Annotated in this window: 13 protein-coding genes and 1 pseudogene; 5 read left to right on the forward strand and 9 right to left on the reverse strand. The window is 72.1% G+C overall.

The window, feature by feature from the left end; all coding sequences use genetic code 11:
- Positions 1-232 (reverse strand): annotated as a pseudogene (locus tag C1I97_RS16825) (hypothetical protein); the annotation flags it as partial.
- A gap of 166 nt (positions 233-398) precedes the next feature.
- On the opposite strand from C1I97_RS16825, the gene C1I97_RS16830 reads away from it, so the two are divergent.
- The gene (locus C1I97_RS16830) at positions 399-743 is read left to right on the forward strand and encodes a cupin domain-containing protein (protein ID WP_111004034.1); all 345 of its coding nucleotides are present in this window, start codon (positions 399-401) and stop codon (positions 741-743) included.
- 15 nt (positions 744-758) lie between these two features.
- Here C1I97_RS16830 and C1I97_RS16835 read toward each other — a convergent pair whose 3' ends face one another.
- Positions 759-1,790: a LacI family DNA-binding transcriptional regulator gene (locus C1I97_RS16835; RefSeq protein WP_111004035.1), complete on the reverse strand. Its 1,032-nt coding sequence runs from the start codon at positions 1,788-1,790 to the stop codon at positions 759-761.
- Positions 1,791-1,982: 192 nt separating this feature from the next.
- Here C1I97_RS16835 and C1I97_RS16840 point away from each other — a divergent pair, with 192 nt between their 5' ends.
- The 3 genes from C1I97_RS16840 (at position 1,983) to C1I97_RS16850 (ending at position 5,051) form a co-directional block, all read left to right on the forward strand.
- Positions 1,983-3,149, forward strand: a complete 1,167-nt coding sequence (locus tag C1I97_RS16840) for a phytanoyl-CoA dioxygenase family protein (protein WP_111004036.1) — start codon at positions 1,983-1,985, stop codon at positions 3,147-3,149.
- 15 nt (positions 3,150-3,164) lie between these two features.
- Entirely contained in the window at positions 3,165-3,965 is an 801-nt protein-coding gene (locus C1I97_RS16845) for an SDR family oxidoreductase (RefSeq protein WP_111004037.1), read from the forward strand.
- 81 nt (positions 3,966-4,046) lie between these two features.
- Positions 4,047-5,051, forward strand: coding sequence for a Gfo/Idh/MocA family protein (locus C1I97_RS16850; protein WP_111004038.1), 1,005 nt, complete (start codon positions 4,047-4,049; stop codon positions 5,049-5,051).
- A 32-nt stretch (positions 5,052-5,083) separates the two neighbouring features.
- Here the strand turns inward: C1I97_RS16850 and nhaA are convergent, their stop codons facing one another.
- The 7 genes from nhaA to C1I97_RS16885 all read right to left on the reverse strand — a co-directional run bounded on the left by nhaA (position 5,084) and on the right by C1I97_RS16885 (position 12,969).
- On the reverse strand, positions 5,084-6,961 hold the full coding sequence (nhaA, locus tag C1I97_RS16855; protein ID WP_111004043.1) for a Na+/H+ antiporter NhaA: 1,878 nt from the start codon (positions 6,959-6,961) through the stop codon (positions 5,084-5,086).
- Positions 6,962-7,272: 311 nt separating this feature from the next.
- Entirely contained in the window at positions 7,273-7,878 is a 606-nt protein-coding gene (locus C1I97_RS16860) for a GPP34 family phosphoprotein (protein ID WP_181446756.1), read from the reverse strand.
- A gap of 85 nt (positions 7,879-7,963) precedes the next feature.
- The gene (locus C1I97_RS16865; RefSeq protein WP_111004039.1) at positions 7,964-9,019 is read right to left on the reverse strand and encodes a Gfo/Idh/MocA family protein; all 1,056 of its coding nucleotides are present in this window, start codon (positions 9,017-9,019) and stop codon (positions 7,964-7,966) included.
- Between the two features lie 21 nt (positions 9,020-9,040).
- Positions 9,041-9,943, reverse strand: a complete 903-nt coding sequence (locus C1I97_RS16870; RefSeq protein ID WP_111004040.1) for a sugar phosphate isomerase/epimerase family protein — start codon at positions 9,941-9,943, stop codon at positions 9,041-9,043.
- A gap of 1 nt (position 9,944) precedes the next feature.
- Complete coding sequence (locus C1I97_RS16875) at positions 9,945-10,871, reverse strand: ATP-binding cassette domain-containing protein (RefSeq protein ID WP_111004045.1); 927 nt, start codon at positions 10,869-10,871, stop codon at positions 9,945-9,947.
- A gap of 5 nt (positions 10,872-10,876) precedes the next feature.
- Entirely contained in the window at positions 10,877-11,947 is a 1,071-nt protein-coding gene (locus C1I97_RS16880) for an ABC transporter permease (RefSeq protein ID WP_181446757.1), read from the reverse strand.
- Between the two features lie 5 nt (positions 11,948-11,952).
- Positions 11,953-12,969, reverse strand: coding sequence for a sugar ABC transporter substrate-binding protein (locus tag C1I97_RS16885; RefSeq protein ID WP_111004042.1), 1,017 nt, complete (start codon positions 12,967-12,969; stop codon positions 11,953-11,955).
- 318 nt (positions 12,970-13,287) lie between these two features.
- On the opposite strand from C1I97_RS16885, the gene C1I97_RS16890 reads away from it, so the two are divergent.
- Positions 13,288-13,839, forward strand: a 552-nt coding sequence (locus C1I97_RS16890; RefSeq protein ID WP_258382599.1) for a PfkB family carbohydrate kinase, incomplete at its 3' end; no start/stop codon positions are given.

Genomic DNA, 13,839 nt, shown 5'->3' on the forward strand with positions numbered 1-13,839 from the left:
GTTCCCACCCGGGGGCGGGGCGCGTGCGGTGCTTCTGGGTGCGCAGGGACGCGATGCCGATGAAGACCATGGAGGAGACACCGGCCAGGGCGAAGGCGGTGAAGCCCCAGTCGCCGCGGTCGGCGGCGAGGAGCCGGCCGCCGAGCCAGGCGCCGTAGACCCCACCGAACAGCATCAGGGACGAGGTGTCGTGTCCGGACCGCCGGGGGACGGCCGCCGTGCTGTCGGCCATGGCCCGCTCTCTTCGCGGACGTACGGAGACGGTCCTCTCGACGATCACCCGGGCCGTCCGCCCCCGCCACTTCACCGCGGGCCGCGACGAAGTGTCCGTACGGCGGCGCCGATCCTCCACACTCTGTCGGCACTCCCGCGCCCTCGGCCCCGGCTAGGGTCGCCGTATGACGCACAGTTTCGCCCTGCACGTACCCGACGCCGACCTCACGCCCGAGCCGCTCGACCCGGAGCAGATCGTCTCCGGGGCGCCCGAGGTGACCGGGAAGGTGGTCTGGGAGTCGGCGGACGGCCGGCAGATCCGCGGAATCTGGCAGATCACCCCCGGGGTCGTCACCGACACCGAGGCGGACGAGCTGTTCGTGGTGCTCAGCGGCTCGGCGACCATCGAGGTCGAGGGCGGCCCGACCCTGAAGGTCGGCCCCGGCGACATGGCGGTGCTGCGCGAGGGCGACCGGACGACGTGGACGGTGCACGAGACGCTGCGCAAGGTGTACGCGATCAACCTCTGAGCCCGACCCGGCGGGTCAACCGGCCGCCCCCGCCGGCATGTTGTACGGGGTCACCACCTGGATCGCCGACGGCAGCGTCGGTCCGGCGGGCGGCAGGGCGCCGTGGGCGCGCATCACCAGGCGGCACGCCTCCCGCATGTCCTGGCGCAGGTCGTGGTGGAGCACGGCGGACAGTCGGTGTTCGCGCAGCAGGCGGGTGTTGTCCTGGTCGAGGTCGTGCGCGATGAACACCGCGCACTCGCGGCCCAGGTCCTGGAAGGCCCGCAGCGTGGCGATGTTGCCGCCGCCGATCGAGTACACCGCGCGGATCTCCGGGTCGCGCTCGAGGGCGGCCCGGACCAGGTCGTACTGCGTGGCGTCCAGGCCCTGTCCCTCGGCGATCTCCACCAGCGTCCGCCGCGGACGGCGGGCCCGCATGGCGCTGCGGAAACCCATCTCGCGCTCCTCCTCGTTGCGGAAGAAGCCGCTGCTGAGGCTGGTGAGCACGTTGCCGGGCCGGTCGCCCAGCCACTGGCCCATCAGGTACGCGGCCGTGGCGCCCGCCGCCCGGTTGTCGCTGCCGACGTAGGCGAGGCGGGCGCTGGCGGGCAGGTCGGTGACCAGGGTGACCACCGGGATGCCAGCCGCCACCAGCCGGCCGACGGCCGCGGTGACCTCGGGGACGTCCGGGGCCTTGAGGATCACGCCCTGCGAGCCGCGCCGCGCGATCCGGTCCAGGACGGCGACCTGCTCGCGCACCGGGCCGGTCTCGCGGAAGTGGAAGCGGGAGCGCACCACGGCCGGGTGCAGGGACGGCAGTTCGGCCTCCAGGGCGGCCCGTACGGCGCTGCTGAACCGCTCGGGCGCCTGCATCACGATGTCGACCATGAACGTGCGGCCCACCAGCCGGACCTGGGTGCGCTGCCGGTCGAGGTCGGCGATGGCCCGGTGCACCTCCTGCGCGGTGCTCTCCCGCACCCCGGCGCGGCCGTTGAGCACCCGGTCGACGGTGGCCTCGCTCAGCCCGGCCTGACGTGCGATCTCACGGATCGGGAAAGGGTGGCCCACACACGCTCCTTGAGGGGTTTTTGATGGCAGGCTGCTGGTTGAGTGACGGCTTTGTACTGACAACAATGGCAGGACCGACCAGGACCGTACAGCCTCGTGACCTCGTGACGGAGTCCGCCGACGACCGTCCCGCGGCCCAGCCGCCCGACGACCGCTTTGCGGCCGAGTCGCCCGACGACCGAAAGGACGACGATGTCCTCCGCCCCCGCACACCGCCGTTCCTGGCTGTCCGAGCAGGACTGCGACCTCGACTCCTTCCGCGCGCTCGTCGAGCGCGACACCGATCTCGCCGACTATCCGCACGCCTCCTCCGTGGAGCGGAACGTCCTCCTCTACGACGCCGCACGGCTGCGCGAGGCCGGCGCCCGCCGGGCCGTGCAGGCCGAGCTGGCCCGCGCCCTGGAGGACGGCCCCGGCATCGTGGTGTTCCGCGGCGCCTTCCCCGACACCGCGGTGGTCGACCGGGCCACGGCCGTCTTCCACGCCCTGATCGCCGAGCAGCGCGCCTCGGGCGCCACCGCCGGGGACCACTTCGCCAGGCCCGGTGCCAACGACCGGGTGTGGAACGCCCTGGAGAAGGCGGCCCTGCACGATCCGGAGACGTTCGCCGACTACTACGCCAACGACGTCCTGGCGCTGGTCGGCGAGGCCTGGCTCGGCCCCGGCTACCAGGTCACCTCGCAGATCAACGTGGTCAACCCGGGCGGCGCGGCCCAGACCGTGCACCGCGACTACCACCTCGGCTTCCTCACCAACGAGGTCGCCGCCGCCTACCCGGCGCACGTCCACCGCCTCTCCCCCGCACTGACCCTCCAGGGCGCCGTCGCCCACTGCGACATGCCGGTGGAGTCCGGGCCGACGATGTACCTGCCGCACTCGCAGCGCTACGAACCGGGCTACCTGACCTGGCGACTGCCCGCGTTCCAGGAGTACTTCGAGGCCCACCACGTGCAACTGCCGCTGGCCAAGGGCGACGCCGTCTTCTTCAACCCGGCGCTCTTCCACGCCGCCGGGACGAACCGGTCGGCGGACATCCGGCGCATGGCCAACCTGCTCCAGGTCTCCTCCGCCTTCGGGCGCGCGATGGAGACCGTGGACCGCGAGGCCGTGGCGAACGCGGTCTTCCCGGTACTGCTCAAGCGCAGGGCCGAGGGGGCGGACGACGCGTGGCTGGACCGTGTGGTCGCCGCGAGCGCCGAGGGCTACCCCTTCCCCACCAACCTCGACGACGACCCGCCGGTCGACGGTCTGGCCCCGCCCTCCCAGGCGGATCTCGTACGGCGAGCAGTGCGCGAGGAGTGGACGCCGGACGCCCTCCGCGACGAGCTGCGGGCCGGCGCCGAGCGACGCGAGAGCTGAAGGCCGGGGGATCTCATGGGACTTCTCAAGGGACAGCCCGGCGGGCTGCTTCAGGACAAGGTCGTGCTGGTCAACGGCGGCAGCCAGGGCGTGGGGGCCGCGATCGCGCGGGCCGCCGTCCGCGAGGGCGCCGTGGTGGCCGTGACGGGCCGGCGGCCGGAGCCGGGCGGGGCCCTGGTGGCGGAGCTGACGGCCGCCGGGGGCAGGGCGGTGTTCGTACGGGCCGACCTCGCCGACGCCGAGCAGGCCAAGGGCTCGGTGGCCGAGGTGGTCTCCGCGTACGGCCGTGTCGACTGCCTGGTGAACTCCGCCGGGCTCACCTCGCGCGGCACGCTGCTGGACACCACCCCCGAACTGTTCGACGCGCACGTCGCGATCAACCTCAGGGGGCCGTTCTTCGCGATGCAGGCGGCGGTGGCGGACATGGTGGCCCGCAAGGCGCCCGGCACGATCGTCAACATCATCACCTCCTCGGCGCACGGCGGGCAGCCCTTCCTGGCGCCTTACGTCGCCGCCAAGGCCGGGCTCGTCGGCCTCACCCGCAACGCCGCGCACGCCCACCGCTTCGACCGGATCCGGATCAACGGCCTGAACATCGGCTGGACCGCGACCGAGGGCGAGGACGCCACCCAGCGCGCCTTCCACGGCGCCGGCGACGACTGGCGGGAGCAGGCCGCGGCACGGCTGCCGATGGGCAGGCTCGGCCGGCCGGACGAGATCGCCGACTTCGTCGTCCTCCTGCTGTCCGAGCGGTCGGGGGTGGTCACCGGTTCGGTGATCGACTGGGACCAGAACGTGCTCGGCGGACTGGACTGAGCGCGAGGGGACCGGCCCGTTCCAGGGCCCTCCCGCAACAACGGACAGCAGGCACCCACACACAAGGAGCAGCGGAGCACCATGCGCATCGGAATCCTCGGCCTCGGCCGTATCGGCGCCTTCCACGCCGAGACCCTGTCCAAGCTCGACGCGGTCGAGTCGCTGGTCGTCGCCGACCCGTTCGCGGACGCCGCCAGGGCCGCCGCCGAGCGGTTCGGGGCCCAGGTGGCCGACTCGCCCGAGGCGGTCCTGGCCGCCGGGGTGGACGGCATCGTCGTGGCCGCCGCGACCGACGCCCACCCGGCGCTGATCCTCGCCGCCGTGGAGGCGGGCGTGCCCGTCTTCTGCGAGAAACCGGTGGCCCGCACCATGGCGGAGGGCGTGGAGGTCCTCAAGGCGGTCCAGGCCGGCGACGTACCCGTGCAGATCGGCTACAACCGCCGCTTCGACACCGGTTTCGCCGCCGCCCGCGCCGCCGTCCGGGCCGGTGAGCTGGGCAAGCTGCACACCGTACGGTCGACCACGCTCGACCCGGCCCCGCCGCCGGCCGCGTACGTCGCCGCCTCCGGGGGCATCTTCCGGGACTGCTCGGTGCACGACTTCGACATCATCCGCTGGGTGACCGGGCGGGAGGTGACCGAGGTGTACGCCGTCGGCGGCAACCGGGGCGCCGACTACATCAGGGAGGCCGGCGACGCCGACACCACCGGCGCCGTCCTCACCCTGGACGACGGCACGATCGCGGTGGTCTCCAACAGCCGCCACAACGCCCGCGGTTATGACGTCCGCATGGAGCTGCACGGCTTCGAGGACTCCATCGCGGTCGGCCTGGACGACAAGCTGCCGCTGCGCTCGGTCGAGCCGGGCGTGACCTTCCCGGCCGGCACCCCGCACGACTTCTTCATGGACCGCTTCACCGACGCCTACCGCGCCGAACTCACCGCCTTCACCGAGGTCGTGGCCGGACGCCTGCCCTCGCCGTGCACCGTGGCGGACGCCCTGGAGGCCGGGTGGATCGCGGAGGCGTGCACGCTGTCGCTGCGGGAGCACCGGCCGGTGCGCGTCGAGGAGGTCCGGCTCGGCTGACCCCGGGGCGGGGCGGGGACGGGTCCGCACGGTCAGCCGCGCGGGCCCGCCCCCGCCAGCACGGCCCGCTCGCGGGCGGCGCGCACGGCCGCCGAGAGGGTGGCGACGTCGTAGGCGCCGTGGTGACGGCGGCCGTCGACGAAGAAGGTCGGGGTGCCGGAGACGTCGCTGAGGTCGGCCGACTCCACGTCGTCGGCCACCCGTTCCGCACCGGCCCGCTCACGCAGGTCCCGGCGGAAGCGGTCGCCGTCGAGCCCGGCCCGCTCGGCGTGGCGCAGAAGGTCGTCGGGGCGCAGGTCGCCCTGGTGGCTGATCAGGACGTCGTGCATCTGCCAGAAGCGGCCCTGGCGGGCGGCGGCCTCCGCGGCCTCGGCGGCGAGCTGCGCGCTCGGGTGGACGTCGGTGAGCGGCAGATGCCGCCAGACGTAGCGCACGTCGTCGCCGAACTCGGCGAGCAGTTCGCGTACGACCGGCTCGGCCAGGCCGCAGTACGGGCACTCGTAGTCGCCGTACTCGACCAGGGTCACCGGGGCGTCGAGCGGGCCGCGGACGTGGTCGCGTTCGGGGTCGACGGGTTCGCTGAGGTCGACGATGGCCTGGCCCCGACCGAGCAGCGCGCGGGCCCGGCGACGCGGGGGCAGCAGGGCGAGCCCCCTGGTCACCAGCCAGGTGACCAGGAAGGAGCACAGCGCGGCCGCCAGAATGCCGATCTTCGCCTCCTCCAGCCGGGCGCCGCGGAAGGCGAGCGTGGCGATCAGCAGGGACACGGTGAAGCCCACCCCGGCCAGCGTGCCGCCCGCGGCGACGGCACCCCAGCCGATCGGCGGGCGCAGCCGGCCCCGGCTCAGCCGCACCGCGAGCCAGGTGGAGCCGACGATGCCGATCGGCTTGCCCAGGACGTAGCCGAGCACGATGCCGACGGTGACCGGCGAGGTGAAGGCGTCCGCGATCCGGCCCGTCCCGAGCGGAACACCGGCGTTGGCCAGCGCGAACATCGGCACGATCAGATAGCTGGTCCAGGGGTGGAACATGCGCTGCAGCCGTTCGTTGGGCGACAGCGCGGTGGCCAGGCCCCGGCGCAGGGTGCGCTCCAGCTCCGGGGTGGGCTGCTCGCGGAAGCGGCGGAAGAGCCCACTGGCCCGTTCCAGGGCATGCCGCCGGGCCGGGTGGGCGTAGGTCAGCAGGCCCATGATCAGCCCGCTGACCACCGGGTCCACGCCGGAGCGCAGCAGCGCGCCCCACAGGACCAGGGCCGGCAGCACGTACACGACGGAGATCCGTACATCCGCCGCGCGCAGGACGATCAGGACGGCGAGGACGCCGAGCGCGGTGAGCAGCGCGGGCACGTAGACGGTCCCGCTGTAGGCGAAGGCGATGACGACGAGGGCGAGGAAGTCGTCGGCGACCGTCACACCCAGGACGAAGACCCGCAGGCCACCGGGCAGCCGGGAGCCGAACACGGCGAGGAGGCCGAGCGCGAAGGCCGTGTCGGTGGACATGGCCGCGCCCCAGCCCTGAGCGGTGCCGTGGCCCGCGTTGACGGCGAGGTAGAACGCCACGGGCACGGCCATGCCGCTGACCCCGGCGATCGCCGACAGCGCGAGCCGCCGGCGCTCTCTGAGCTCCCCGATGTCGAACTCCCGGCGGGCCTCCAGACCGACGACGAAGAAGAACAGCGCCATCAGCCCGCTGTTGACCCACTCCCGCAACTCCAGGGAGACCCCGGCCGAGCCGACGCTGAACGACATCCGGGTGCGCCAGAACGCCTCGTACGTGCCGGCCGCCCCATTGGCCCACACCAGCGCGGCGACCACGGCGGCGAACAGCACCGCGGCGCTGCCGGTCTCGGTCCGCAGGAAGGTCCACAGCGGGCTGCGGGCACCCGCGCCGCAGACGGTCTGCCCGGTCATGGGCGGCTGCGGCGACAGGGCGGTGGTGCGCTGCGCCCGGGACACGTCGTCAGCCTATGCGGTGACCGGGCAGCGGGCTCGGCCGGCAGGACGCACACGACCGGACCCGGATCGCCCCACAGCCCTCCGCGCGCCTCGGGACGTCTTGCGGTCCGCGCCTACGGATCTCCCTCGCTCCCAGCGGCGAAAAATGGTGCGCCCTCGGTGATCGTGGCCGTGCCGACGACCGGCCTCCTCTCGGGCATGGTGATCACGTCGCCGGGCTCGACACGACGCCACCGCTCGGGACCTGAGAGGGCTCTTCAGCCGGACTACGCCCCCCGCCACACGTTCGCGAACGCCGCCTCCTCGATGGCGCGGCGCTGGCGGACGGCCCCCAGTTCCATGACCGCTTCGTGGACGGCGGCGAGGACGGTGAGGACCGCGTCGTCCGTGACGCCGGGCTCCTCGCCGGCCGGCTCGTCGCGGATGCCGACGGCCGTCGCCAGGGTGAGGAGGACCGGTTCGTCGGCCGCCCAGCGGTAGGCGGCGCGGCGTCGGGCCTCGGTGTCGGTGAGGACCGGGTGGCCGCCGCGGAGGGGCAGCCAGCGGACGCGTGCCCAGGTGAGCTGGCCCTCCTGCTCCAGGTCGGCCAGGTACGCCGAGGTCAGGCCGCGGCCGCGGCGCCAGAGCCAGTCCTGGAGGGGTTCGTACGGCACCTGCCGCAGCAGGGAGGAGGCGGCCTCGTCCAGCAGGCGGTCGCCGAGTTCCGGTTGCAGCCCCGGGACGACGCGGTCGCCGTCCAGGGTCAGGACCTCGGCCCGCAGCAGGTCGTAGGCCTCGGCGCCGGCCAGGGCCAGCGAGAGGTCACCGCGCTCCAGTGGGCGGCTCGGTTTCACGTCCAGGGCGATGACCATCAGATCACGCGCTGTGCTCATGATGCGGCTCCTCGTCGAGGACGCGCCCGCCTGCCGACGCTCGTGCTTGCCGTACGGCCCCGACTTTAGCGCGGCTGCGGGCACATCACCCGTACAGCGTCGGGCGTTCCACCAGGTCCACCTCCACCCGGCCGCCCTCCGTCAGGGACCGTACGCCCGCTTCGCAGACGGCGGCTGCCGCGTAGCCGTCCCAGGCGGTGGGGCCGGTGACCCTGCCGCGGCGGGTGGCGTCGACCCAGGCCTGGACCTCGCGGTCGTAGGCGGCGGCGAAGCGTTCGAGGTAGTCCTGGGCGATGGTGCCGCCCCAGCGGCCGGCCATGTGGGTGACCATGGTGTGGCCGTCGCCGACGCGGGCCGTGCCGCGTTCGCAGACGACCTCGGCCCGGACCTGGTAGCCGAAGCCGCAGTTGACGAAGATCTCCACGTCGGCGATCGCCCCGCCGGCTGTTTCGAAGACGATGAACTGCGGGTCCTGGATGCCGCCCGGGGCGTTTCCGGACGGGGTGGGGCGCAGGACCGTCACCGCGGTGATCTCCTGGTCGAGCAGCCAGCGGGTCACGTCCATCTCGTGCGCGACCGAGTCCCTGATCAGCATGTCGCTGGTCCAGCCGGGTGGGCTCGCCACATTGCGGTGGCGGTGGTGCAGCAGCAGGGGGCGGCCCAGCCGGCCAGTCCGCAGCAGCTGCCGGAGCTGCATGTACTCGGCGTCGTAGCGCCGCATGAAGCCCACCTGGATGCGCCGCCGGCCCAGTCTCTGCTCGGCTTCGAGCACCCGCAGGGCGGAGGCGGCGTCCGGGGTGAGCGGCTTCTCGCACAGGACGGGCAGGTCGCGGGCGAGGGCCGCGAGCAGTGCGGCCTCGTGGGCCTCGCCCGGCGAGGCGATGAGCACCGCGTCGACGTCGGCGGCGGCCATCGCCGCGGCCGGGTCGGTGTGGGCGGTGCAGCCCTCGACGCGGGCCGCGACGTCCTTGGCGCGTTCCGCGTCGACGTCGACGACGGCGCTCACCCGGGCGCCGCTGATGACCTCGTGGATGCGGCGCACGTGGTCGGCGCCCATCCGGCCGGCGCCGATGACGGCGACGTTCAGGGGCGAGGACGGCGATGACGTCGGTGACGGCGATGACGTTGACGAGCGGGCCATGGTGATCCCCCCTCGGGTCGGTCAGGCCCCGCAGGACCTCAGGAACTTGCGGGTGCGCACCGCGATGGGCAGCGGCTTGTCCGGCTCGCACGGGTACATGTCCTGCTCGACGATCGCGAACAGGTCCACGCCGAGCTTCTGCGCGGCCTCGAGCACGGGCTCCAGGGCCGGTACGCCGCCGGGCGGCTCGCACATCACGCCGCGCTGGACCGCCGGCCCGAAAGGCACCTCGTTCGCCACCACCTCGGCGAGGATGTCCGGGTCGACCTGCTTGAGGTGCAGGTAGCCGATGCGTTCGCCGTAGGTCTCGATCAGCTTGACGCTGTCGCCGCCGCAGTAGGCGTAGTGCCCGGTGTCCAGGCACAGGTTGACCAGGCCGGAGTCGGTGGAGTCCAGGAAGCGTTCGACGTGGGGCTCGGTGTCGATGTGGGTGTCGGCGTGCGGGTGCACGACGATGTCGAGGCCGTACGTCTCCTTGACCTCGCGGCCGAGCCGTTCCATGCCCCGGGTCAGGTGCCCCCACTGCTCGGAGGTCAGCTCGGGCGCCTCCAGGATCTCGGCGGTCTTGTCGTCCCGCCAGAAGGAGGGGATGACGACCAGGTGCCCCGCGCCCATCGCCTGGGTGAGGGCGGCGACCTGGCTCACGTGTTCCCAGGTGGACTCCCACACCGACGGGCCGCGGTGCAGGCCGGTGAAGACCGTGCCCGCCGAGACCTTCAGGTTCCGCTTGTCCACCTCGTCGGTGAGCCGGGCCGGGTCGGTCGGCAGGTAGCCGTAGGGGCCGAGTTCGATCCAGGAGTAGCCGGCCTCGGCGACCTCGTCGAGGAAGCGCTGCCAGGGCACCTGCCGGGGGTCGTCGGGGAACCAGACGCCCCAGGAGTCGGGGGCGGAGCCGACCCGGATGCGGTCCAGCACGGGGGCCATGTCAGGACTTCCCTTCCGAAGATGCCGGCGCGGGTGCGGACGCGGTCGGCGCGGCGAGGTCCTCCGCCTCGGGGAGCTCCTCGACGTCGACGCCGCTGACCTGCGACAACTCGTGCTTGAGGGCGGCTAGTTCGGCGCCGCCGGCCATGTGGTTGGTCAGCTCCTCGAGGGTGACCTCGCTGCGTGCGGCGGAGAGTTCCAGGGTGCCCAGGCGCAGCACGCTGAAGTGGTCGCCGACCATGTAGGCGTGGTGGGGGTTGTGGGTGATGAAGATGACGCCGAGGCCGCGGTCGCGGGCTGCGGCGATGTACTTCAGGACGACTCCGGACTGCTTGACGCCGAGGGCGGCGGTGGGCTCGTCCAGGATGAGGACGCGGGCGCCGAAGTGGACGGCGCGGGCGATGGCCACGCACTGGCGCTGGCCGCCGGAGAGGGTGCCGATGGGCTGTTCCAGGTCGTCCAGGACGATGCCCATGTTGCGCAGTTCCTCGTCCGCGGTCTTCTTCATGCGGGCGATGTCGAGACGGCGTACGGGCCAGGGGCCCCGGGTCAGCTCGGAGCCGAGGAAGAAGTTGCGCCACACCGGCATGAGGGGGACGGTGGCGAGGTCCTGGTAGACGGTGGCGATGCCCTGGGCGAGGGCTTCGCGCGGGGTGGAGAAGCGGACCGGTTCGCCGTCGACGAGGAACTCGCCCTCGGTGTGCTGGTGCAGCCCGGAGATGATCTTGATGAGGGTGGACTTGCCGGCGCCGTTGTCGCCGAGCACGCAGGTGACCCTGCCGGGGTGGACGGCGAGGTCGACGCCGTGCAGGGCGCGGATGTTGCCGTAGGACTTGCCGGCGCCGCGGAGTTCGACGACGGGCCGGTCCCCCTCGGGCGGGGTGTCCTTCGGGGCGGCGCCGTGGGCCGCGGTGTTGTCGGTGGTCATGTCGGTCACCTCCGGGTCGCCGTGCGCTGGACCCACAGATTGATGAGGACGGCGCCGAGCAGCATCACGCCGAGGAAGGCCTTGAACCAGTCGGGGTTCCAGCCGGCGTAGACGATGCCCTGCTGCACCATGCCGAACATGAAGGCGCCGAAGACGGGGCCGATCGCGGAGCCGTAGCCGCCGGTGAGCAGGCAGCCGCCGATGACGGCCGCGGCGATGTAGATGAGCTCCTGGCCGACGCCCTCGCCGGACTGCACGGTGTTGAAGGAGAACAGCTGGTGCATGCCGACGAACCAGGCGCCGAGGCCGACCAGCATGAACAGGCTGATCTTGGTGAAGGTGACGGGGACGCCGACCGCGCGGGCGGACTCCTTGTTGCCGCCGACCGCGAAGATCCAGTTGCCGTACTTGGTGCGCAGCAGCACCCAGGTGGCCAGGGCCGCGAAGACCAGCCACCACACGACGGTGATCTTCACCGTCACGCCGCCGACCTCGAAGGACGACGCGAAGATCGCCTTGGCCTGGGCGAAGCCGTCCATGTCGCTGACGTCGTCGGTGGCGACGTTGCCGGTGACCAGCCTGGTCACGGCGAGGTTCACGCCCTGGAGGATCAGGAAGGTGCCCAGGGTGACGAGGAAGCTCGGCAGTCCGGTCCTGACCAGCATCCAGCCGTTGAACAGGCCGACCGCGAGCGAGACGATCAGGGCGACGATCACCCCGACCCAGATGTTCATCGTCAGCTGGTAGCTGAGCATGCTGGCGGTGAGCGCGGAGGTGATCACGGCGACGCCGGCGGACAGGTCGAACTCGCCGCCGATCATCAGCAGGGCCACCGGGAGCGCCATGATCCCGATGGTCGAGGACTGGTACAGGATGTTCGCCATCGAGCCGCCGTCGCGCACCGGTGGCGCCATGGCGAGGAAGAAGACGAACACGGCGACGGCGCCGAGGAAGACGCCCACCTCGGGGCGGGCGAGCAGCCGCAGCGCCAGCGGACGCCGCACGGTGCGGCCGTCTGTCTGCCGGGAGCCGGGAGCCGGCGGTGTGGCCACCGCCGGCGCGGCCTGCTGGGTCATGTCGCTCACCGAGTGCCCTTCGCGGCGAACGCGGCGACCTTGTCGACGTTGGCCTTGTCGACGAAGGCGGGGCCGGTCAGCACCGGCTGCTCGCCGCCGCCGCTGTAGTTGCCGTTGTTCTTGAACAGCCACAGGGAGTCGACCGCGAGGTAGCCCTGCAGGTAGGGCTGCTGGTCGACGGCGAACTCGATGGTGCCCTTCTGGATGGCGCCGGTGAGGTCCTTGTTGAGGTCGAAGGTGGCGATCTTCGCCTTGCTGCCGGCGTCGCCCACCGACTGCACCGCGGTCATGGCGATGGGGGCACCCAGGGTGGCCACGTAGTCGATGCCGCTGTCCTGCTTGAGCTTGGCGGTGATGGTCGACTTCACCGACGGCATGTCGGTGCCGTTGACGTACAGGATCTGAGTGGAGCCCTTGAACGTCTTCTTCAGGCCGTCGCAGCGCTGGGTCAGGCCGACGTTGCCCTGCTCGTGGATGACGCAGACGGTCTTCTTGGCGCCGACCTCGTTGAGCTTCTTGCCGAACGCCTCGCCCGACACGGACTCGTCCTGGCCGAAGAACGACATCAGGCCGAGCTTCTGCCAGTCGCCCATGCCGGAGTTGAGGCCCACCACGGGTATGCCGCTGCTCTCGGCCTTGGCCAGGACGCTCTTCATCGCGTCCGGCTTGGCGAGGGTGACGGCGATGCCGTCGACCTTCTGGTCGATCGCGTTCTGCACCTGGCTGGCCTGGTTGCCGGCGTTGGGGTCGGCGGAGTAGATGAGCTTGATGTTGTCCTTGGCGGCGGCGGCCTCGGCGCCCTTGCGGACGATGTCCCAGAAGGTGTCGCCGGGGCCCTGGTGGGTGACCAGCGCGACCGTCATCCGGGGGGTGGTGGCCTTGCCCGCCGAGGCGGCGCTCCCGCCCTCCTCGGACTTCTTCCCCCCCGAGCCGCTGGAGCAGCCGGCGAGGGTCAGGGCTGCTGCCGCGGCCACGGCCACGGCGGGAGCAAGTCTGCGGGAGCGAGAAGAGCGGCGGTCCATCTGTCCTGCACCTCATTGTGTTACGGGGAAGGAAGGAATCGGGACGTTCCGGTGGCCCGGAGCCGGTGAGGACGGATCCGGGCCGTGTGCCGCTTGCGCGGCTGTTGCGTTGGGACCGGATCCAATCCGCTGGCGCGTCCACTGTCAATACTTTGTCAAGACATCAGTTCAGGAGCTAGTCCGAATGTAAGTACAAACTATTGACAGTGTGGCCCTCGGAGACCTACATCTGGGAGACGACAGGCCCCGGGATCCGCGTCCGCACCGTCGCGAGGCCCCCTGGGAACCGCACCCAGCCCAGCTCAAGGAGCTTCGCACATGGCCGAGTCGGCTCAGCCTTTCGATTTGATCACGATGGGACGCATCGGCGTCGACCTCTACCCCCTGCAGTCCGGCGTACCCCTGGCGCGGGTGGAGACCTTCGGCAAGTTCCTGGGCGGTTCGGCCGCCAACGTGGCCGTCGCCGCGGCCCGGCTCGGCCGCTCCTCCGCGGTGATCACCCGCACCGGCGACGACCCCTTCGGCGCCTATCTGCACGAGGCGCTGAAGGACTTCGGCGTCGACGACCGCTGGGTCACGCCGGTCGCGCAGTACCCGACCCCGGTGACCTTCTGCGAGATCTTCCCGCCGGACGACTTCCCGCTGTACTTCTACCGCCGGCCCAAGGCCCCGGACCTGGAGATCCACACCGACGAGCTGGACCTCTCCGCCGTCCGGGCGGCCCGGATCTTCTGGATCACCGGCACCGGACTGAGCGAGGAGCCCAGCCGCTCCGCCACGCTGGCCGCGCTTCGGGCGCGCGACAAGGCGGGCACCACGGTGTTCGACCTCGACTGGCGCCCCATGTTCTGGCGCGACCCCGCCCAGGCC

Source organism: Streptomyces sp. NTH33, from assembly GCF_003236365.1.
Taxonomy (GTDB): domain Bacteria; phylum Actinomycetota; class Actinomycetes; order Streptomycetales; family Streptomycetaceae; genus Streptomyces.

Excerpts from the sequence above, each read along its gene's own strand:
- C1I97_RS16830 (WP_111004034.1), top strand. The coding sequence starts at position 399 with ATGACGCACAGTTTCGCCCTGCACGTACCCGACGCCGACCTCACGCCC.
- C1I97_RS16840 (WP_111004036.1), top strand. The coding sequence starts at position 1,983 with ATGTCCTCCGCCCCCGCACACCGCCGTTCCTGGCTGTCCGAGCAGGAC.
- C1I97_RS16845 (WP_111004037.1), top strand. The coding sequence starts at position 3,165 with ATGGGACTTCTCAAGGGACAGCCCGGCGGGCTGCTTCAGGACAAGGTC.
- C1I97_RS16850 (WP_111004038.1), top strand. The coding sequence starts at position 4,047 with ATGCGCATCGGAATCCTCGGCCTCGGCCGTATCGGCGCCTTCCACGCC.
- nhaA (WP_111004043.1), bottom strand. The coding sequence starts at position 6,961 with ATGACCGGGCAGACCGTCTGCGGCGCGGGTGCCCGCAGCCCGCTGTGG.
- C1I97_RS16860 (WP_181446756.1), bottom strand. The coding sequence starts at position 7,878 with ATGAGCACAGCGCGTGATCTGATGGTCATCGCCCTGGACGTGAAACCG.
- C1I97_RS16865 (WP_111004039.1), bottom strand. The coding sequence starts at position 9,019 with ATGGCCCGCTCGTCAACGTCATCGCCGTCACCGACGTCATCGCCGTCC.
- C1I97_RS16870 (WP_111004040.1), bottom strand. The coding sequence starts at position 9,943 with ATGGCCCCCGTGCTGGACCGCATCCGGGTCGGCTCCGCCCCCGACTCC.
- C1I97_RS16875 (WP_111004045.1), bottom strand. The coding sequence starts at position 10,871 with ATGACCACCGACAACACCGCGGCCCACGGCGCCGCCCCGAAGGACACC.
- C1I97_RS16880 (WP_181446757.1), bottom strand. The coding sequence starts at position 11,947 with ATGACCCAGCAGGCCGCGCCGGCGGTGGCCACACCGCCGGCTCCCGGC.
- C1I97_RS16885 (WP_111004042.1), bottom strand. The coding sequence starts at position 12,969 with ATGGACCGCCGCTCTTCTCGCTCCCGCAGACTTGCTCCCGCCGTGGCC.